This is a genomic window from Martelella sp. AD-3 (genome assembly GCF_001578105.1).
In the GTDB taxonomy this organism is placed as follows: domain Bacteria; phylum Pseudomonadota; class Alphaproteobacteria; order Rhizobiales; family Rhizobiaceae; genus Martelella.
Map to the genome: position 1 here is coordinate 1,001,140 of NZ_CP014275.1, position 20,064 is coordinate 1,021,203.

Consider the following 20,064-nt stretch of genomic DNA (forward strand, 5'->3'; position numbering starts at 1 on the left):
GTCCTGCGGCCAGGCCGTCTCATCGGTTTGGGAGGGATGAGGAGGCCTTCTGCCGGAAGGAAACCTAGAAGCAGAAGCGGCGCGGGGTATTGATTTCAATCAACTGAAAGCCGGAAATTTTGACGTTTGCGGCGCGGCCCGAAGCCAGGCGTGGCAAATGGCAAAAGGGCCGGTTTGAACCCGGCCCCTGAGCGAAACGATTTAAAGAGAATCGCGTTTTCCGCTAGCGGAATGTTTCCGCTTGCCAATCCGGAATGGTCAGGCCATGCCGTGTCTTCCGTAGCCGTCGCGGTTGTTCTCGATCTCGTCGAGCCGCTCTTCGAGTTTGGCAATTTTGGCGCGGTTGGCTTCGCTGAGGCGCCCCGCTTCCTCGGTGGTGTAGACATGATCGTCGGGATCGCGCCGGCCGATGAAGCGGCTGAACGCCCATCTGAGCAATCCGGCGATATCGTCCATGATCATGAAGAAGGCCGGCACCACCAGCAGGCTCAACACGGTCGAGACGATGATGCCGCCGATCACCGCCGTTGCCATCGGCGCCCGGAAGGCGGAGCCTTCGCCGACGCCAAGGGCGGCCGGCAGCATGCCCGCCGACATGGCGATCGAGGTCATGATGATCGGCCGCGCGCGCTTGCGCCCGGCCTCGACCAGAGCGGCGCGCCGCTCCATGCCGTGCCAGATCGCCTCCTTGGCAAAGTCCACGAGCAGGATGGCGTTCTTGGTGACGATGCCCATCAGCATCAGCAAGCCGATCATCACCGGCATCGACACCGGCTCGTCCGTCAGGATCAGCGCGATCGCCACGCCCCCGAGCGCCAGCGGCAGCGAGAACAGGATGGTGAAGGGCTGGATCACGTCCTTGAACAGCAGGATCAGCACCGCCAGCACTAGGAAAAGCCCAAGCAGCATCGCGTTGATGAAGCTCTGTTGCATCTCGGCAAGGATTTTGGCGTCGCCACTCTCGGCAAGCGTCACCGTTTCCGGGATTTCGGTATTCTCGACGATTTCGCGGAAGCGCGCGGTTGCCGGATCGAGCGCCACGCCCTGCGGCAGGTTGGCGCCGATGGTGACAACGCGATGGCGGTCATATCGGTCGACCGTGGCGACGCCCTCCGTGTAGTTGACGTCCGCGACCACCGACAGCGGCACCATTCCGCCGCTGGCGGTCTGAACCTTAAGGTTGCGGATCGCCGAAAGATCGCGACGCAGTTCGAGATCCGTGCGCACCCGGATCGGGATCAGCCGGTTGTCGAGCGAGATTTTCGGCAGGTTGGCGTCGACGTCGCCGACGGTCGAGACCCGCACGGTCTCCGCGATCGCGGCCGGCGTCACGCCAAGCCGTGCGGCAATCTCCTTTTTCGGGTGGATCTGCAGTTCGGGCCGCGGAAGCGCCCCTTCCGAGGATACCTTGTCCAGCATCGGATCGGCGCGCAGCTTCGATTCCAGAATGGCGACAGCCTGCTGCAGGTCTTCCTCGTTGTCGGAGAGGAAGTTGAACTGGATGTCGCGCTGCCCGCGGTCGTTCAGCTTGGTAATGCGGAGGTCGGGAATGTCAGACAGGGCAGCAAGCACCTCCTGCTCGATCTGCCATTGCGGTATGGTGCGTCCCTGCGGCTCGAGCTTCGGCAGATATTGCCCGATCAGCGGGATGCCGCCGATCAGATCGTTGACGATCGCCTCGGACAGGGAATGGGCGAGATTTTCCAGCGTCACGGTCACTGTCGCGCGGCGATATTCGAGATCGCCGAGCGGCGAGGAACCGCCCAGCACGGTGACGCTTTCCACGCCCTCGAAGCCTTCGATCCGCTTGGCCACCAGCCGGGTCATCGCCTCGGTATCGGAAAGCTGGGCGTTTGGCGGCAGTTCGACGGAAAGCACGATGCGCGAGGCATCCTCCGGCGGCATGAAGCTGCCGGGGATCTTCGACATGAAAAACAGTGAGACGGCAAGAACACCGAGCGCGGCCAGAAGCGTCACATAGCGGAACCGCGTGGTCCAGCGCACGGCCGCCGTATAGCCGCGCATCGCCCTTCCGTCATTGCTCTCGCTGTCTTCCTTGGCCTTGTGCTTTGCCGGTTTGAGCATATAGGCGGCCATGACCGGGGTGATCAGGCGGGCAACCACCAGCGAGAAGAACACGGCAAAGGCCACTGTCAGACCGAACTGGATGAAGTACTGCCCCGGAATGCCCGGCATGAAGGAGACTGGCGCGAACACGGCGATGATGGTGAAGCTCGTCGCGATCACCGCAAGGCCGATCTCGTCGGCGGCATCAAGCGCCGCGCGGTAGGGCGTCTTGCCCATGCCGATATGCCGCTCGATGTTCTCCACTTCCACGATCGCGTCGTCGACAAGAATACCGGTCGCCAGCGTCAGCGAGATCAGGCTCACGAGATTGAGCGAGAAGCCGAGCAGGTCCATGATCCAGAAGGTCGGGATCACCGAGAAGGGCAAGGCCACGGCGGCAATCAGCGTCGCCCGCCAGTTGTGCAGGAACAGGAACACGACGATGATGGCGAGGATCGCGCCTTCATAGAGCGTATCGAGGGCTGCGGTGTAATTGCCCTTGGTGAAGTAGACAGCGTCATCGATCAGATCGATGGAGACATCCGGGTTTTCGGCCCGGACCTCGTCCAGCGCCTCGGCCACCGCATCGGCCACGGTCACCTCGCTGGCGCCCTTGGAGCGGAACACGCCGAAGGAGACGACCGGGTTGCCGTCATGGCGGGCGAAGGTGCGCGGCTCCTCATAGGTGTCGGTCACCGTGCCGAGGTCGGAAAGCCGGGCAAAGCGGCCATTGCCGAGCGCGATCATCGTGTTGGCGAGATCGGAGACGCTTCGGGCGTCGCCGAGCGTGCGGATGGCCTGTTCGGCGCCGGCCACCTGGCCGCGGCCCGAGCCGGTATCGGCATTGGTCTGTCGCAGCTGCGCGTTGACGGCGGAGGCGGTTATGCCGTAGCTCGCCAGTTTGTTCTCATCGAGCGAGACCTGGATTTCCCGGTCGGCCCCGCCGTAGCGGTCAACCCGGCCGACGCCGCGAATGCCCTGCAGCGCCCGCTCGATCGTGTCATCGACGAACCAGGAGAGCTCTTCCAGCGACATATTGGGCGAGGAGACGGCAAAGGTCTGGATCGCCTGGCCCTCGACATCGATCTTGCGCACAACGGGCTCGTCGGCATTGGCGGGCAGATCGGAGCGGATATTGTCGATCGCGTCCTTGACGTCGCGCAGCGCATCGTCGGGCTTCACTTCCATGCGGAAAAGGACCGAGGTGGTGGAAACGCCGTCGGTGACCGTGGAGTTCAGTTCGTCAACGCCGGAGACGCTGGCGATCGCGTCCTCGATCTTCTTCGTCACCTGCATTTCCAGTTCCGCCGGCGCCGCGCCGCTCTGGGTCACGGTGACGGCGACGACGGGCACGTCGATATTCGGGAAACGGGTGATCGGCATGTCGCGGAACGACTGCAGGCCCATGAACAGTAGCAGGCCGAGAAGCAGGAGCGGCGCGACCGGATTGCGGATGGCCCAGGCTGAAAAATTCATGGTTCAGACCTCAGTTGAGCGGCGCTTCGGCGGCCGGCACGGGGTTGATCCGGTCGCCGGCGCGCACATAGGCGCCGGCCTTGGCCACCACCTGGTCGCCCTCGGCAAGACCGTCGACGATCTCGATCGTATCGCCGTCCTGGATGCCGGTCCTGACCGTCACGATCTCGACCGTGCCGTCCTTCACCCGGCGCACGGTGGAGCCCTGGCGGTCGATATTGACGGCGGTCATCGGCAGGGCGAGGTTTTCGGCCTCCTCGACAATGATTTCGGCGCTTGCATACATCCCGGGACGCGCGCGGCCGGGGGCGTCGATGGAGATGAAAACGTCGCCGAGCCGGGTGACGGGGTCGACCACGGGCGAGACCAGGCGCACGGCGCCGCTGAGGGCAGGCGCATCGCCGACGAGCGAGATCTCGGCCTTCTGGCCTTCTGTGATCTTCATCATGTTGTCTTCCGGCACTTCGGCGACGAGCTCGATCGCGCCGTCGCGGATCATGGTGAACATCGGCGTCGAGGCGCCCGTGGCGATAGCGCCGATGCGGGCATTCTTGCCGGAAATGATGCCGGAGACCGGCGCCTTGATGTTGGTGCGCTCCAGCCGAAGGTCGATGTCGTCGATCTCGGCCTGCGTCACGTTGATGTCGGCTTCGGCCACGCTGATGGCCTCGCGCGCGGCGGCTGTCGATGCGTCGGCCCTGAGCGCGGTCGTTTCGGCCTGTTCCAGCGCCGAGGTGGAGACAGAGCCGTTGTCGGCAAGGCGCTTGGTGCGTTCGAACTGCCGGCGGGCGTCTGTCTGCGCGGCCTGGCTCGCGGTCAGCTGCGCGTTGAGCTGGGCGAGGTTTGCTTCGGCCTTGGCCTTGTTCGCCTGAAGGCTGCTCTTCTGCAGGAGAAGCGTATCGGTTCTGAGGGTCGCAAGCACGTCGCCGGCCTCGACGCGATCGCCGATCTCCGCATTGATGGTCTCGATCGAAAGCCCCTCGACGAGGGGCTGGACATAGATCTCCTCGACAGGCTCGATCGTGCCCGTCGCCCGCACGATCGCTGTCAGCGGCATTACCCTTACATCGGTGACGATGATGGACGGAAGGCTCGATGCCGTTTCGGCGGGGGCGCTGGCCTCTGCGGCGAGCGCGGGCGAAAGCGACAGCGCGAGCAAGGCGGAGGACAGGACGGCGACACGGTACATTTTCGGCATGTCAGTTTTCCTCTATCGGCCGGGAGGAGGCCACAACAATCTGCAGGATCGCCACGCGCCATGGGTCTCGGCGCGCCGGTCAGTGTCCGGTCATCTTTACGCGATCGGGCAACCACCGGTTTTTCGTCGTGAGGCAGTTCGTCACAACTTGGCCCGATTTCAAGTCGGTCATGGGCAGAAAAGGCACAAAATTGAACCGGGTGGTTCGATTATTAGCCAAACTGGTGCAAAAATGCAATACGCGCGGCCCCGAACGGAGCCGCGCGCATCGAACGTCAATCTGGCGTCTGGATTCTAAAGCATGTCCGGACGGAAAGCCGGGCTCCACTTTTCCTGGACGCGCTCTAGTTGGAGAGCGCCGCGTCGGTGATTTCCAGCGTATAGGCGCCTTCCGGCTCCTTGGTGATGACCGGGTCGGACCCGCCGCCGAGCAGAACCTCGACGGTGCGCTGATAGTCGGCCGGGTCGAGCGCGCCGTTGGAGCCGGCCGTCAGCTTGGCGACTTCCGACATCATCCGCTTCTGGTGTTTTTCGGTCTGGGCGCCGGTGTCGTCATATTCGAGCACGATTTCCGCCGCCTCGTCCGGGTTTTCCTCCGCCCATTTCCAGCCCTTCATCGAGGCGCGGACGAATTTGACCATGTCTTCCTTGAACTTCGGATCCTTCAGGTCGTCCTCAAGCACGTAGAGGCCGTCTTCGAGGGTTGCGACGCCCTCATCCTCATATTTGAAGGTGTTGAGCTGGTCCTCGGAAATGCCGGCGTCGATCACCTGCCAGTATTCGTTATAGGTCATGGTGGAGATGCAGGCCGCCTGCTTCTGCAACAGCGGGTCGACATTGAAGCCCTGCTTCAGCACCGTCACGCCGTCCTCGCCGCCATCGGTCGGGATGCCGAGATGGGCCATCCACGACAGGAAGGGATATTCATTGCCGTAGAACCAGACGCCGAGCGTCTTGCCGGGGAAATCCTCGGGGCTCATGACATTGTTTTCCTTCAGGCAGGTCAGCATCATGCCCGAAGACTTGTAGGGCTGGGCGATGTTGACGAGCGGCACGCCCTTTTCACGGGTGGCGAGCGCCGACGGCATCCAGTCGACGATCACATCGGCGCCGCCGCCGGCCAGAACCTGAGCGGGCGCGATATCCGGGCCGCCGGGCTTGATCGTCACGTCGAGGCCTTCTTCCTCGTAGAAGCCCTTTTCAAGAGCCACGTAATAGCCGGCGAACTGGGCCTGCGTGACCCATTTGAGCTGCAGCGTGATTTCATCGGCGGAAAAGGCCTGACCCGCGCCAAGCGTCAGTCCACCGGCGGCGAGCGCCGCGAGAAGTGTCGATTTCATGTTTTCGTTCCCCTTGGTTTCGGTATTTGGTTCATCACGACCGCCCGGACCGGACGGAGGGATGCCAGAAAGTGACGACGCGCTGGATGAGCGCCACCACCCCGTAGAAGGCGGAGCCGGCAACAGCCGCCACCGCAATTTCGGCCCAGACCATGTCGATATTGGCCCGGCCCACTTCCGTGGAGATCCGGAAACCCATGCCGACCGTGGGTGTGCCGAAAAATTCTGCCACGATGGCGCCGATCAGCGCCAGCGTGGAATTGATCTTCAACGCGTTGAAAATGAAGGGCCATGCGGCCGGAAGCCGAAGCTTCACCATGGTCTGCCCCCAGCTTGCCGCATAGGTGCGCATCAGGTCGCGCTCCATGCTGGATGAGGCGGACAGGCCCTGAATGGTGTTGACCAGCATGGGAAAGAAGGTCGCGACCACGACAACGGCAGCCTTCGACGGCCAGTCGAAGCCGAACCACATCACCATGATCGGCGCGATGCCGACGATCGGCAGCGCCGAGACGAAATTGCCGAAGGGCAGAAGGCCGTTTTTCAGGAAGGGCGAGCGGTCGATCAGGATGGCGACGAGGAAGCCGGAACCGCAGCCGATCGCGTAGCCGATCAGCACCGCCTTCAGGAAGGTCTGGCGGAAATCGGCCCAGAGTATCGGCAGCGAGTTTATCAGCCGCACCCAGACATCGCTCGGCGCCGGCAGAAGGATCGGCGGAATGTCGAAGGCAATGACCACGCCTTCCCAGATGATGATGATCGCAGCGCCGAAAATGACGGGCACGGCAAACCAGGCGAGGCGATTGAGCGCGGGGCTGGAGAATTTCTGCCGCACCAGCCACTCGTTGAAGGCCCAGCCGCCGAGCCAGAAGGCGATTGCGAACCAGACGAAACCGTCACTCATGGCCTGGCCCCCATGCGCTTGAGGACGGCCGTCTGCGCAAGTCCGACAATGGCCACCAGGACGGAGGCGAGGATGGCGGCCATGAACAGCGCCGACCAGATCTGCACCGTCTGCCCGTAATAAGAGCCCGACAGAAGCCGCGCTCCAAGTCCTGCAACAGCCCCCGTGGGCAGTTCGGCGATGATGGCGCCGACCAGCGAGATGGCGATCGCGATTTTCAGCGAGGTGAAGAGATAGGGCATGGCCGAAGGCAGGCGCAGCTTCCACAGCACCTGCCGGTCATTGGCATTATAGGTGCGCATCAGATCAAGCTGGAGCTGATCGGGCGATCTCAGCCCCGAGACCATGCCAACGGCGACGGGAAAGAACGACAGATAGGTCGAGATCAGCGCCTTGGGCAGAAGCCCGGTAATGCCGATCGCATTCAGCACCACGATCAGCATCGGCGCGATCGCGATGATCGGGATGGTCTGGCTGGCGATGATCCACGGCATCATCGACCGTTCCATCGTGCGGTTGTGAACGATGGCGATGGCGAGGATGATGCCGAAACCCGAGCCGATGGCAAAGCCGAGCAGGGTGGAGGAGAGCGTGATCCAGGCGTGATAAACGAGGCTGCGCTTGGAGGTGATCTTCTTCTCGACCGTCGTGCTCCAGAGTTCAGCGGCCACCTGGTGCGGGGAGGGCAGGACGGGCCGTTCCAGCGTGTAGCTCTGTTTCACGACTTCCGCGAAGGAGATTTCCTGCCCCGCGCGCCGCGCCTGATCCTCGACAAACTGCCGGTTCATGACCACCACGAACACGCACCAGATCGCCAGAATGGCGAAGACCACGGTGGCGACGGGAAGGACGCGCTCACGCAGCATGGCGGTGTCCTTTGGGGTGGTGTGACGCCGATCGGTATGCCGCAGCGCTGGCCGAACCCACCCACCAATCTCCCCCCTTGAGGGGGAGATGTCGCGAAAGCGACAGAGGGGGGTAAAGCCTCCCCAATCGGCGCGGTGTTTCGGGTTTGCGGTTCACCCCCCTCTGCCCCTGTCGGGGCATCTCCCCCTCAAGGGGGGAGATCGGCTGGAGGTTGCGGCCGCGTTCGGGCATTCCCCACCCGCCGCCATATTGAGGGCAAAGCAACTCACTCATAACTATGCCCCGCTCTCAGCCCCTCGCGCACGCGGTGGGCGATCTTTAAAAATTCCGGGCTTTCGCGGATGTCGAGCGGGCGTTCCTTCGGCAGCGTGGAATCGATCACGTCCGTCACCCGTCCGGGACGCGGGCTCATCACCACGATCCTGGTGGAGAGGTAGACGGCTTCCGGGATGGAGTGGGTGACGAAGCAGATGGTCTTGTCGGTTCGCGCCCAGAGCTTCAGCAATTGCTCGTTCAGATGGTCGCGGACGATTTCGTCGAGCGCGCCGAAGGGTTCGTCCATCAGCAGAAGGTCGGCATCGAAGGCGAGCGCGCGGGCAATCGAGGCGCGCTGCTGCATGCCGCCGGAAAGCTGCCACGGGAATTTCTTCCCGAAGCCTGCCAGGTCCACCAGCTCCAGTACCCGTTCGATGCGGCGCTGCTGGTCGGCCCTGGTGTAGCCCATGATCTCCAGCGGCAGGGCAATGTTCTTCTCGATCGTGCGCCAGGGGTAAAGGGCGGCTGCCTGAAACACGTAGCCGTAGGCGCGGTCGAGCCGGGCATTTTCCGGCGTCGTGCCGTTGACGGTGATCTCGCCGGCGGTCTTCTTCTCCAGATCGGCGATAACCCGCAGGAACGTTGTCTTGCCGCAGCCGGACGGGCCGATGAAGGAGACGAAATCGCCCTTCTTCACGTCCAGATTGACATCCTTCAGGGCGTGGACCGGGCCGTCATTGGTCTGAAAGGTGAGACAGAGATCCTTCGCCGAGACGACGGAAAGGGGCGCCTTGTCGTTCATTCCGCGCTCTCCAGTTCGGCAAATCGCTTGCGCGCTATGGGGAAGAGATGATGTTCGCTGAGCGCCGCGCGCTTGACATCGATGTCGCCAAAGAGCGGCAACCAGCGATATTCGGCGATCTCGGCCCGGGGGGCGACGTCCGGCGCGCCAAAGGTCGAGAAGGCTTCGGCCGTAACGATCATGCCGGGTTCGTTGGCCGCGCGTTCGCTGTGTCGGCCTTCGGGGCGGAGGTCTTCGGGCGCAAGTTTCAGCGCCAGTTCCTCGTCCAGTTCGCGCAGCAGCGCCGCGATCGGGGTTTCGCCGGCATCGATCTTGCCGCCGGGCTGCATGAAGGCCTCCGTGCCGCGCTTGCGCACGGTCAGCATCTCGCCCTTCTCGTTGATGATCAGGGCGACGGCGATGCGGATGGTGTTGTCGTCGCTCATCGGCTCAGACCCTCTTCTGCAGGGCAAGGGCCGCGCCCAGCATCACCAGAATGCCGCCTGCCGAAGCTTCAAGCCAGGCAACGACGCGTTCCGTCACCACGCGGGCAAGGGCGGAAAAGGCGAGCGCATAGATGATCAGGATCGGCAGTTCGAGCAGGACGGAAATGCCGCCGAACACGAGCATCTGCATGGCGACATCGCCCGTCGGATTGACGAATTGCGGCAGGATGGCAACGAAGAAGGCGAGGTTTTTCGGGTTCGCCGCCTGCACGCTGAAGCCGCGGAAGAACAGCTTGAAAGGGGCTTCGGGTGCTGCGCGTTTGAGTTTTGCCGCACCAGCCAGGGCCGAACCGCCTTCACCTTTCCGGCGTGAGAACAGCGGCGCGATCATCTTGATGCCGAGATAGCCGAGATAGACCGCACCGACGATTTTCACCACGTTGAAGAGCGTTGCGCTCATCAGGATCAGCGAGGCGACGCCGGCGGCCGACAGCGCGAAATAAAGCGCGTTGGTCGCCAGAATGCCGGCCGCTGCCGCCTGCGAGCGCCAGAAGCCCTGCCGCATGGATAGCCCCACGACCAGCAGCACGGCGGGCCCCGGCGACAGGCACAGAAGAAACTCGGTCGCGGCAAAGGCCGCCACGCTTGACCAGTCCATGCGTCAGACTCCTGACGGCGGAATGCCGGCGCGCTCTATCTTACGCGGGGCAACGAGGTCCTTCCAGGTGGACAGCGCCTTGTTGACGGCCGGGTAGGGCTCGCGCTTGACGTATTTGCCGTGGCCTTCCTCGGTCTTCAGCGTCGATTCCTCGACCACGACCTTGCCGCGCGACAGCGTGAAGCGCGGCAGGCCCTTCACATGCTTGCCCTCGAACACGTTGTAGTCGATGGCGGAAACCTGGGTTTCGGCGGTGATCGTCTTTTCCAGCGACGGATCCCAGACGATGAGATCGGCATCGGCGCCGACCAGAACCGCGCCCTTCTTCGGATACATGTTGAGGATTTTGGCGATGTTTGTGGAGGTGACGGCGACGAACTCGTTCATGGTCAGCCGGCCGGTGGTCACGCCATAGGTCCACAGGAGCGGAAGCCGGTCTTCCAGACCGCCCGTGCCATTCGGGATCTTGGTGAAGTCGTTGACGCCGTAGCGTTTCTGTTCGGTGGTGAAGGCGCAATGGTCGGTCGCAACGCAGGAGAGCGTGCCCGACTGCAGGCCGGCCCAGAGCGAATCCTGGTGGCTCTTGTTGCGGAAGGGCGGCGACATCACCCGGCGGGCGGAATGGTCCCAGTCCTTGTCGAAATATTCGCTTTCGTCGAGCATCAGGTGCTGGATCAGCGGCTCGCCATAAACCCGCATGCCCTTCTGCTTGGCGCGGCGGATCGCCTCGTGGCTCTGCTCGCAGGAGGTGTGAACGACGTAAAGCGGCACGCCCGCCATATCGGCAATCATGATGGCGCGGTTGGTGGCCTCGCCTTCCACTTCCGGCGGGCGCGAATAGGCATGGCCTTCCGGGCCATTATTGCCTTCCGCCATCAGTTTTGCCTGCATGCTGGCAACGACATCGCCGTTTTCGGCATGGACCAGCGGCATGGCGCCAAGTTCCGCACAGCGCTGGAAGGAGGCGAACATCTCGTCGTCATTCACCATCAGCGCGCCCTTATAGGCCATGAAATGCTTGAAGGTGTTGATGCCGTGCTCCTTGACGACCGCTTCCATCTCGTCAAACACCTGTTTGTCCCACCAGGTGATGGCCATGTGGAAGGAATAGTCGCAGGCCGCACTCGTCGACTTGTTATCCCAGCGCTTGATCGCATCGAACAGCGACTGGCCGGGATCGGGCAGGCAGAAATCGACAACCATGGTCGTGCCGCCGGCAACGGCCGCGCGCGTGCCGCTGGCAAAATCATCCGAGGAATAGGTGCCCATGAACGGCATCTGCAGATGCACGTGCGGATCGATGCCGCCGGGCATGACGAAACAGCCGGTGGCATCCAGCGTCTCGTCGCCGGAAAGACCGGGGCCGATCTCGATGATCCGACCGTCCTCGATCTTCACATCGGACTTGTAGGTGAGGTCGGCGGTCACAATGGTGCCGCCCTTGATAACTGTGCTCATTCTGCTGTTCCCTTGATTTTCAAACGGGCGGTTTTCCGCTTCTCGTTTTCATGGTGTCTATTTCAGCCGGTATTTTCCCCGCGGATAGGTGTTCTCGTTCATGTCCGAAGGCGCTGCGCCGATGTTGGGGCTGACGCTGCCCCGGCTTTTTGTCGCCGTGCCGGTCGCCTGCCCGACCGCCGTCCCGCCGCTGACGGTCGAGGCAGGTTTCGCGCCGATGAAGCCGCGCGAGCGAAGCGTGGGCTTTTGGCTGGACTTCATTGGACTTGCTCCGTGGCGGGCGAGTAGCGCGTGGTGTTGCAGGCCTCAGTCAGGCGATTTTCGAGAATGGCGACGATTGTTTCAAGCACGTCTTGTCGCTCCTTGAGTATTTCATCATTCCAGAAGCGGATGACGGAAAATCCTTGTGCGTTCAGATATCGCGTTCGCTCTATGTCATATTCATTTTCTGCATGCTGCGCGCCGTCCAACTCAATCACAAGCCCTTTTTCCCGGCAGGCGAAATCAGTGATGTATCGGCCGATCGGATATTGCCGCACGAACTTAAAGCCGTTGAGGTTGCGGTTCCTGATCTCGCGCCAAAGCACCTTCTCGGCATCCGTTTCATTGCGACGCAGGGAGCGTGCGAACTGGGTGCGTGTGCTTTGCATGAGCCCCCCTCATCCGGCCTTCGGCCACCTTCTCCCCTCAGGGGAGAAGGGGTGACGCTTCGCGTTTGACGATGGTGCTTGTCGAAAACCCAGGGCATGCCCCACGCTCCCCCTCTCCCCGTGGGGAGAGGGTGGCGCGCATGCGCCGGGTGAGGGCGCAGCGCCCGCCGTCATTCCACAATCTCCGCCGTCTTCAACACTGCCCTGAGCAGCACGTCCGCCCCGGCGGTGGCCCATTCCTTGGAAATGTCCTCCGCCTCGTTGTGCGATAGCCCGTTGACGCAGGGGCACATCACCATGGTGGCGGGGGCGACCTTAGCGGCCCAGCAGGCGTCATGGCCGGCGCCGGAGACGATATCCATGTGGCTGTAGCCGAGTTCGACGGCGGCATCGCGGACATTTGCCACCAGTTCCGGGTCGAAGGTGACCGGATCAAAATGACCGACCGGCTCGACCGAACAGCCGACGCCCAACTCCTCGCAGATTTCGGCTGCCTGTTTCTCGATCGCCGCGCGCATGCCGTCGAGCTTCTGCTGATCGACCGTGCGGATATCGACGGTGAAGGTGACGGTGCCCGGAAGCACGTTGCGGGAGTTGGGCTTGAAGAACACCTGGCCGACGCCGCCGACGGCGTTCGGCTGGGCGTCCATCGTCACCTTCTGCACCATTTCCAGAATGCTGGCCATGGCAAGGCCTGCATTGATGCGCATCGCCATGGGCGTGGAGCCGGTATGGGCTTCCTTGCCGGTCAGCGTAAATTCCAGCCACCAGAGGCCCTGACAGTGCGTGACGACGCCGATTTCCTTCTTTTCCGCTTCCAGGATCGGGCCCTGCTCGATGTGGTATTCGTAGTAGGCGTGCATCTTGCGCGCGCCCACCTCCTCATCGCCCAGCCAGCCGATGCGCTTCAACTCGTCGCCATAGGCCTTGCCCTCGGGATCCGTGCGACCATAGGCGTAGTCCAGCGTGTGCATGCCGGCGAAGACGCCGGAGGCGAGCATGGCGGGCGCAAACCGCGCGCCTTCCTCATTCGCCCAGTTGGTGACGACGATCGGATGCCTCGTCTTGATGTTGAGGTCGTTCAGCGTGCGCACCAGTTCCAGTGCGGCGAGCACGCCGAGCACGCCGTCATATTTGCCGCCGGTCGGCTGGGTGTCGAGATGGCTGCCGACATAGACGGGCAGGGCGTCAGGATCGGTTCCCGCACGGGTCATGAACATCGTGCCCATTTTGTCGACGCCCATCGTCAGGCCTGCGTCCTCGCACCATTTCTGAAACAGCGCGCGACCGTCCGCATCCGCATCCGTCAGGGTCTGGCGGTTGTTGCCGCCGGCCACTCCCGGACCGATTCGGGCCATGTCCATGAGCGCGCTCCAAAGGCGGTCGCCGTTGACGCGCATGTTTTCGCCTGCATGGGCTGCCATCACTCTTCCCCGTTCTGCCTGAGGCCTTGCCGTCGCCGGCTTGTTGCCGGATAAGGAGGGCATTGCCTTTCTTGTCTCAATCGGTCACGTTTTTGACCGCTTGGTAAACTTTACAACTTCCGCGCCAAGGCTCAAGTGACCAACATCAAAATCACTCGTCATTTTTTCAAAAAATAGCCTAAAGTTTAGGCGGGATCCGAAATTGTGCAAAAGTGGCTGCGAATTGCGGCATGGAATGAGGGCGATGGAAGTGGAAATGACACCACGGGCGGGGCGGACACAGCGGCGGACGCGCATACAGGAGGCCAAGGAGGAGGTGATCCTTGAGGCCGCGCTGGACGTATTCTCGGCGAACGGTTTCAGAGGGGCGACCGTCGACCAGATCGCCGAGGCCGCCGGCATGTCAAAACCCAATGTGCTCTATTATTTCCGCTCGAAAGAGGCCGTGTTCGCGGCCCTTGTCGCCCGGGTGATGGATATCTGGCTCGATCCGCTCAGGGTCTTCGACGTCGAGAAGGACCCGGCCGCCGAGATCCGCTCCTATATCCGTCGCAAGCTTGAAATGGCGCGGGACTATCCGCGCGAAAGCCGGCTGTTCGCCAATGAGGTGCTGCAGGGCGCGCCCAATACCGAATCCTTCCTCAAGGGCGAGCTGAAGGACCTTGTCGACGAGAAGGCCAAGGTGATTCGTGCCTGGCAGGCAGCCGGAAAGCTGCGCAAGGTTGACCCCTACCACCTGATCTTCTCGATCTGGGCAACGACCCAGCATTATGCCGACTTCGACGTTCAGGTGCGCGCTGTGCTGGGAGAGGGGCTTTCCGGCGAGGGACGATTCGAGGATGCCGCGCGCTACCTGGAGGCGTTGTTCATCAACGGACTTATTCCCGGCAAGGGTGGCGCCTGAGGCCCTTACGAGGTTTGCGCCAGCCATGTCCTCTCTCGCGCAAAGCGCATCAGAGCCTCGGCCGAGAGCGGCGGGGCGAAGAAATAGCCCTGAAAGGCGTCGACGCCGAGGTCGCGCAGGATGCGCGCATGCTCTGCCGTTTCCACGCCTTCCGCGATCACCTCGATGCCCAGCGCCTTGCCGATCTCGATGATCGAGGCGACCAGGCGGCGCTGGCTCTGGCCGGTTGTGATCGGCAGCACCAGTTGCCGGTCGATCTTGAGCCGTTTCGGCGACAGGGAAAGCAGGCTGAGGATCGAGGCGTAGCCGGTGCCGAAATCATCAATCTCGACATCGACCCCGAGCGCCTTGATCGCCGCCACGGCGTTCTCCAGACTGGTGTCCTGATCATCAAAGGAAATTGATTCGAGAAGCTCGATGCAGAGTTGGCCGGGCGAAAGCCGGCTTTCGGCGATCCCCTGCAAGAGCGCGGGATCGATCAGCCTTTGGGCCGAGATGTTGACGGAGATATGCGGAATGCCGAGACCGGTCTGCATCCAGGCCTGGAACTGGCGGCTCGCCTTGTTCAGCACCACCGCGTCGATGCGGGCGATCGATCCGGTCGTTTCGGCGGTGCCGATGAAATGGCTCGGCGCGAGCTGGCCCCGGGTCGGGTGGCGCCAGCGCACCAGCGCCTCGACCCCCGTGATCTCCATGGAGCGCGCGGAAATCTGCGGCTGGTAGAATACCTCGAACTGGTCGTCCTCAAGGGCCGCCAGCAATTCGTCTGCCACCTTCTTGTTGGTGATCGCGATATTGCGCAGCGTCGCGTCGAAGACCACGAACTGGTTGCGGCCCATGCGCTTGGCTTCATAAAGGGCGATGCCGGCATTGACGAGCGCATCGCGCATCGTGACTGTCTCGCCGTCGATCCAGGCAATGCCGACGCTGGCGCTGACGCGCACATGGTGTTCGCCGTACTGAAGCGGCCTGCCAAGGGCGCGGATGATCTCCTGCGCCAGCCGCGTCAGCCACTCGACATTGCCGTCCCACCCGGTAACAAGCGTGAACTCGTCGCCGCCGACACGGGCGAGGAAATCATGGGGGCCGGCGATACTGCGCAGCATGTTGGCGCTGTGGCGCAGCATGGCGTCGCCGGCGGCATGGCCGAGCGTATCATTGATCTCCTTGAAGCGGTCGAGATCGACGTGCAGCACGGCGTAGCGCGGGCCGCCGTGGCCGGTTGCCGCGCCGGTCTCTCCGGCAAAGGCCTCGCCGAGATGGCGCCGGTTGGCAAGACCCGTCAGCGCGTCGTGCAGCGCATTGTGGCGCAGAACCTTCTGCGCCTCCTCAAGAGCCGCGTTCTTCTGGCGCGCTTCGACATTTGCCCGTTTCAGCTCTTCGTGAAGCCTGACATCCTCGGTGATATCCCAGTTGACGCCGATCATCCTGTCGGCGCCGGCCGGGTCGCGGTAGAATGTGCCGAAGACCTGCATATGGTGCGTCTCTCCATCATCCAGTACGATCCGGAAGGTATCGCGGAAATCCTCTCCCTCGGCGATGGTGATCTCCATGCGCGCCTTTTCCTTGGTGATGTCGTCGGGATGGAGCCGTCCGGACCAGATCTGCATGGGCTTTTCCCCGCAATCGGGCGACTTGCCGTAAAGCGCGTACATCCGCTTGTCCCAGATGGCCTCGCCGCTTTCCAGTTCCATCTCCCAGACGCCGATTTTAGAGGCGTCGAGGGCGAGCTGCATGCGTCGCGAAAGCCGGCCGAGCTTTGCGAGATTCCGCTGGCGCAGGCGCATCAGCCAGGCGATGCCGATAACGGCTGCTGTGATGACAAGGCCGATCGCGCCGATCATGATCTGTCGCGGCAGCGCCGCGGAAACCGGTTCGTCCCAGCCGGTCTTCGGCACGGCGGCGAGCGTCCATTGCGTATTCGCAAGCCTGATTTCTTGCGTCACCGGTTTGGCGTCGAACACCGCCTGCCGTCCGAAAAGGATATCGGCCGGCGCGCCGTCGGGACCGTTCTTGGCGAGCGCGAGGTCAAGATCGGGATGGCGCGCGGTGATCGACCGGTCGGCGAAAAGCGCTTCGAGCGCGACGATTGCCGAGAGAAGGCCCCAGGTCTCGCTGTCCTCGCCGTCATAGAGCGGATAGTAGGCGAGAAGCGCCGAGCCGCCCTGAACCAGCACGATCGGACCGTCAACGACCGGGCCGCGCGCGAGCAATGCCTTGTCGATGGCGGCAAGCTGTTCCGGACGGTCGCGGTAGTCCAGCCCGATCGCCTCCCGGTTTTCCTCGAGCGGATAGACCATGGTGATCTTGAGGTCGCGGGCGAGCGCAATGCTTGCGATCGCGTTGTGGCCCTCGACCAGCTTGTCGGCCAGCTGCGCGAAACGGTCGGCATCGATTTCGGGCTCGAACGACAGCGCAACGCCCATCCCCTCGACCAGCCGGAGGTTCTCTTTCAGATCCGCCTCAAGGCGCGCCGTGGAAACCGCCATGCGCTCCGATGTTTTCAGCCGCAGGTTCTCGGTGAAATTGCGTTCGGCCTGGCGATTGGCGACGATCATCGAGCCGAGCACGAGCGCGACGACGGCCAGAGCGAGAATGTCGCTCGGCGCCAACCGGTAAGGCCTTTTTCGTCGCCGTGCTGCCGGCTTCAGCATTCTCTCGCCTGCTCCCGTCTCCTGTCGTGCTTCGCATGCTGCAGGAAATTGTAAGGCGAAATCAATGTAAAAAGATTTTTATCCCATATATATACTTAATATTCTGAATAAATATAAGTATTTTAGAGTTTTATTTTTGATCTATCTCTAAATATAACTGTTTAGTAGAGACTATAAAAGCCACGAGGCCGGCGCGACCTCATGGCTTTCTCGCATGTTATTGTTTTCCTGGTTTGCTTATTCCGCCGCCTTCGTTGCCATCGGGTTGTTCGGGTGCGACGTCCAGTTGGCATAGTCGGCGGAAACCGTCTCGCCGGTGCGCCGGTCCGTTTCGCCCGGCGCAAGCGTCACCATGTCGATGCAGTTCTCGACGGGACAGACGTTGACGCAGAGATTGCAGCCGACGCAATCCTCTTCCTTCACCATGAAGTGGCGCTCGCCGTCGACCATCGCGGTGATCGCCTGGTGCGAGGTGTCCTCGCAGGCAATGTGACAGCGGCCGCATTTGATGCAGGCGTCCTGGTCGATGCGGGCCTTGGTGATGGAATTGAGGTTCAGGTACTGCCAGTCGGTGACATTCGGCACGGCGCGGCCCGAGATCTCGTCGAGCGTGGCAAAACCCTTCGTGTCCATCCAGGCCTCAAGGCCGGAGATCATCTCCTTGACGATCTTGAAGCCATAGGTCATCGCCGCGGTGCAGACCTGCACATTGCCGGCGCCAAGCACCATGAATTCGGCCGCGTCCCGCCAGGTGGTGATGCCGCCAATACCGGAGATCGGCAGGCCCGCCGTTTCCGGGTCGCGGGCGATCTCGGCCACCATGTTGAGCGCGATCGGCTTCACCGCCGGGCCGCAATAGCCGCCATGGGTGCCCTTGCCGCCGACCGTCGGGTTCGGCGCGAAAGTGTCGAGGTCGACCGAGACGATGGAGTTGATCGTATTGATCAGCGACACGGCGTCCGTGCCGCCGCGATGCGCCGCGCGGGCGGAATGGCGGATATCGGTGATGTTCGGCGTCAGCTTGGTGATCACCGGCATGCGCGTATATTGCTTGCACCAGCGCACCACCATCTCGACATATTCCGGCACCTGGCCGACGGCAGCCCCCATGCCGCGCTCGGACATGCCGTGGGGACAGCCGAAATTGAGCTCGATCCCGTCCGCGCCGGTCTCTTCCACCAGCGGCAGGATCGCCTTCCAGCTTTCCTCCTCGCAAGGGACCATGATCGAGACCACGATGGCGCGATCCGGCCAGCGGCTCTTGACTTCCTTGATCTCGCGCAGGTTCAGATAGAGATCGCGGTCGGTGATCAGTTCGATATTGTTGAGGCCGAGCAGCCGGCGGTCGGCGCCCCAGATCGCGCCGTAGCGCGGGCCGTTGACATTGACGACCGGCGGGCCTTCCTCGCCGAGCGTCTTCCACACCACGCCACCCCAGCCCTCGCGAAAGGCGCGCTCGACATTATAGGCCTTGTCCGTCGGCGGCGCGGAGGCGAGCCAGAAGGGGTTGGGCGATTTGATGCCGACGAAATTGTTTCTGAGATCAGCCATTGTCGTTCTCCTCAGGCCACGGCGCTTGCCAGCGGCGCTTCGCCCGCCAGAACGTGATTGATGGAAATCGCGGCGTCTCGCCCTTGGGCGACCGAGGTGACGGTCAGGTCCTCGCCGCGCCTGACGCAGTCGCCGCCGGCCCAGACATCGGCCAGCGACGTCCGGCCTTCTGCGTCGACGGCGATGCGGCCGTGCTCCAGCTTCAGGCCTTCAAGATGCTCGGTGACGAAGGTCTGGCCGATTGCCTTCAGCACGTGGTCGGCGGCAATCACGCCGGTCTCGTCGGTGCCGACGAGCTTGCCGTTGCGGATTTCCGTATGCTCGAACAGCACGCCGGAAACGCGTCCGTCCTCGCCGATGATTTCCTTCGGCGCGAGGTAGTGGCGGATGAAGACGCCGCGCGAGGCGGCAAGGTCCTGCTCGAATTGCGAGGCGCCCATGGCATCCGCGCCGCGCCGGTAGCAGAGCGTCACCTCGTCCGCGCCGAGAAGCTTGGCCTGGACGGCCGCATCAATCGCCGTCATGCCGCCGCCGAGCACCACGACATGGCTGCCGACGGCGATATTGGACAGATCATCGGCCTGGCGGATCGCCGCGATGAAATCGACGGCGTTCTCGCAAGCCGCCAGATCTTCGCCGGGGATGCCAAGTTCGTTGACGCCGCCGAGGCCCATGCCGAGGAAGACCGCATCATAGTCGCGACGCAGCTCTTCGAGGGTAAAATCGCGCCCGAGCATCTGCCCGCCCCGGATCTCGATCCCGCCGATTTCAAGCAGATAGGCGATCTCCTTCCGGGCGAAATCATCGACCGTCTTGTAGGCGGCAAGGCCGTATTCGTTGAGGCCGCCGGGTTTCTCCTTGGCTTCAAGCACGATCACGTCATGGCCGACCATGGCGAGGCGATGGGCGCAGGCAAGGCCCGCCGGGCCCGCGCCGACCACGGCGACGCGCTTTCCGGTCTCGTGGGCGCGGGTGTAGAACTGCCTGTTTTCGGCCATCGCCGTATCGGTGGCGTAGCGCTGGAGAAGGCCGATCTCCACCGGCTTCTCCTCCGCCGTGTTGCGCACGCAGGCTTCCTCGCACAGCGTCTCGGTGGGACAGACCCGGGCGCACATGCCGCCGAAAATGTTCTGGTCGAAGATGGTCTTGGCCGCACCCAGCGGATTGTCGGTCGATATCTGGCGGATGAACAGCGGGATATCGATGGCGGTGGGACAGGCCGTCATGCACGGCGCGTCGTAACAGAAATAGCAGCGGTCGGCCTCGACCGCCGCCTCATGCCGGTCGAGCGGCGGGTGCAGGTCGGCAAAATTCCTGTGATAGATATCGGGCGCCAAGCGCCCGCCCTTCAAGGCAGGTTCCGGATTTCGCATCGCAATGTTCCCCGTTTTTAAGGTTATTGAGGGAATGCTAGCGCGAAATAAAAATTTT

16 protein-coding genes are annotated in these 20,064 nt (G+C 62.8%); 1 reads left to right on the forward strand and 15 read right to left on the reverse strand.

Annotated features, from left to right (window positions below):
- Window positions 1-258 precede the first annotated feature (258 nt).
- The 12 genes from AZF01_RS04570 to AZF01_RS04625 form a co-directional block, all read right to left on the reverse strand.
- Entirely contained in the window at window positions 259-3,543 is a 3,285-nt protein-coding gene (locus tag AZF01_RS04570) for an efflux RND transporter permease subunit (protein WP_061449622.1), read from the reverse strand.
- A 10-nt stretch (window positions 3,544-3,553) separates the two neighbouring features.
- Window positions 3,554-4,741, reverse strand: a complete 1,188-nt coding sequence (locus tag AZF01_RS04575) for an efflux RND transporter periplasmic adaptor subunit (RefSeq protein ID WP_152534580.1) — start codon at window positions 4,739-4,741, stop codon at window positions 3,554-3,556.
- 344 nt (window positions 4,742-5,085) lie between these two features.
- Entirely contained in the window at window positions 5,086-6,081 is a 996-nt protein-coding gene (locus AZF01_RS04580; protein ID WP_024709064.1) for an ABC transporter substrate-binding protein, read from the reverse strand.
- A 34-nt stretch (window positions 6,082-6,115) separates the two neighbouring features.
- Window positions 6,116-6,985, reverse strand: a complete 870-nt coding sequence (locus AZF01_RS04585; protein ID WP_024709065.1) for an ABC transporter permease — start codon at window positions 6,983-6,985, stop codon at window positions 6,116-6,118.
- Window positions 6,982-7,851 (reverse strand): ABC transporter permease, encoded by an 870-nt coding sequence (locus AZF01_RS04590; RefSeq protein ID WP_024709066.1) that lies wholly within the window; start codon window positions 7,849-7,851, stop codon window positions 6,982-6,984. Before AZF01_RS04590 ends, AZF01_RS04585 begins: the two co-directional genes overlap by 4 nt.
- A gap of 266 nt (window positions 7,852-8,117) precedes the next feature.
- Window positions 8,118-8,909, reverse strand: coding sequence for an ABC transporter ATP-binding protein (locus AZF01_RS04595; RefSeq protein ID WP_024709067.1), 792 nt, complete (start codon window positions 8,907-8,909; stop codon window positions 8,118-8,120).
- Window positions 8,906-9,334: an NUDIX domain-containing protein gene (locus AZF01_RS04600; RefSeq protein ID WP_024709068.1), complete on the reverse strand. Its 429-nt coding sequence runs from the start codon at window positions 9,332-9,334 to the stop codon at window positions 8,906-8,908. The genes AZF01_RS04595 and AZF01_RS04600 overlap by 4 nt, the downstream gene beginning before the upstream one ends.
- Before the next feature lie 4 nt (window positions 9,335-9,338).
- The gene (locus AZF01_RS04605) at window positions 9,339-9,992 is read right to left on the reverse strand and encodes a LysE family translocator (protein WP_024709069.1); all 654 of its coding nucleotides are present in this window, start codon (window positions 9,990-9,992) and stop codon (window positions 9,339-9,341) included.
- Between the two features lie 3 nt (window positions 9,993-9,995).
- A complete protein-coding gene (hydA, locus tag AZF01_RS04610; protein ID WP_024709070.1) occupies window positions 9,996-11,450 on the reverse strand; it encodes a dihydropyrimidinase in 1,455 nt (484 codons plus the stop codon).
- Between the two features lie 57 nt (window positions 11,451-11,507).
- Entirely contained in the window at window positions 11,508-11,711 is a 204-nt protein-coding gene (locus AZF01_RS04615; RefSeq protein WP_024709071.1) for a hypothetical protein, read from the reverse strand.
- Complete coding sequence (locus tag AZF01_RS04620) at window positions 11,708-12,100, reverse strand: endonuclease domain-containing protein (protein WP_024709072.1); 393 nt, start codon at window positions 12,098-12,100, stop codon at window positions 11,708-11,710. The genes AZF01_RS04615 and AZF01_RS04620 overlap by 4 nt, the downstream gene beginning before the upstream one ends.
- 170 nt (window positions 12,101-12,270) lie before the next feature.
- Window positions 12,271-13,524: a Zn-dependent hydrolase gene (locus AZF01_RS04625; RefSeq protein WP_024709073.1), complete on the reverse strand. Its 1,254-nt coding sequence runs from the start codon at window positions 13,522-13,524 to the stop codon at window positions 12,271-12,273.
- A gap of 256 nt (window positions 13,525-13,780) precedes the next feature.
- Here AZF01_RS04625 and rutR point away from each other — a divergent pair, with 256 nt between their 5' ends.
- Window positions 13,781-14,428 (forward strand): HTH-type transcriptional regulator RutR, encoded by a 648-nt coding sequence (gene rutR / locus AZF01_RS04630; RefSeq protein WP_024709074.1) that lies wholly within the window; start codon window positions 13,781-13,783, stop codon window positions 14,426-14,428.
- Between the two features lie 5 nt (window positions 14,429-14,433).
- Here rutR and AZF01_RS04635 read toward each other — a convergent pair whose 3' ends face one another.
- The 3 genes from AZF01_RS04635 to AZF01_RS04645 all read right to left on the reverse strand — a co-directional run bounded on the left by AZF01_RS04635 (window position 14,434) and on the right by AZF01_RS04645 (window position 20,006).
- Window positions 14,434-17,082: an EAL domain-containing protein gene (locus tag AZF01_RS04635; protein ID WP_024709075.1), complete on the reverse strand. Its 2,649-nt coding sequence runs from the start codon at window positions 17,080-17,082 to the stop codon at window positions 14,434-14,436.
- A gap of 237 nt (window positions 17,083-17,319) precedes the next feature.
- Window positions 17,320-18,633: an NAD-dependent dihydropyrimidine dehydrogenase subunit PreA gene (gene preA / locus AZF01_RS04640; RefSeq protein ID WP_024709076.1), complete on the reverse strand. Its 1,314-nt coding sequence runs from the start codon at window positions 18,631-18,633 to the stop codon at window positions 17,320-17,322.
- An 11-nt stretch (window positions 18,634-18,644) separates the two neighbouring features.
- On the reverse strand, window positions 18,645-20,006 hold the full coding sequence (locus tag AZF01_RS04645; RefSeq protein ID WP_024709077.1) for an NAD(P)-dependent oxidoreductase: 1,362 nt from the start codon (window positions 20,004-20,006) through the stop codon (window positions 18,645-18,647).
- Between the last annotated feature and the right edge of the window lie 58 nt (window positions 20,007-20,064).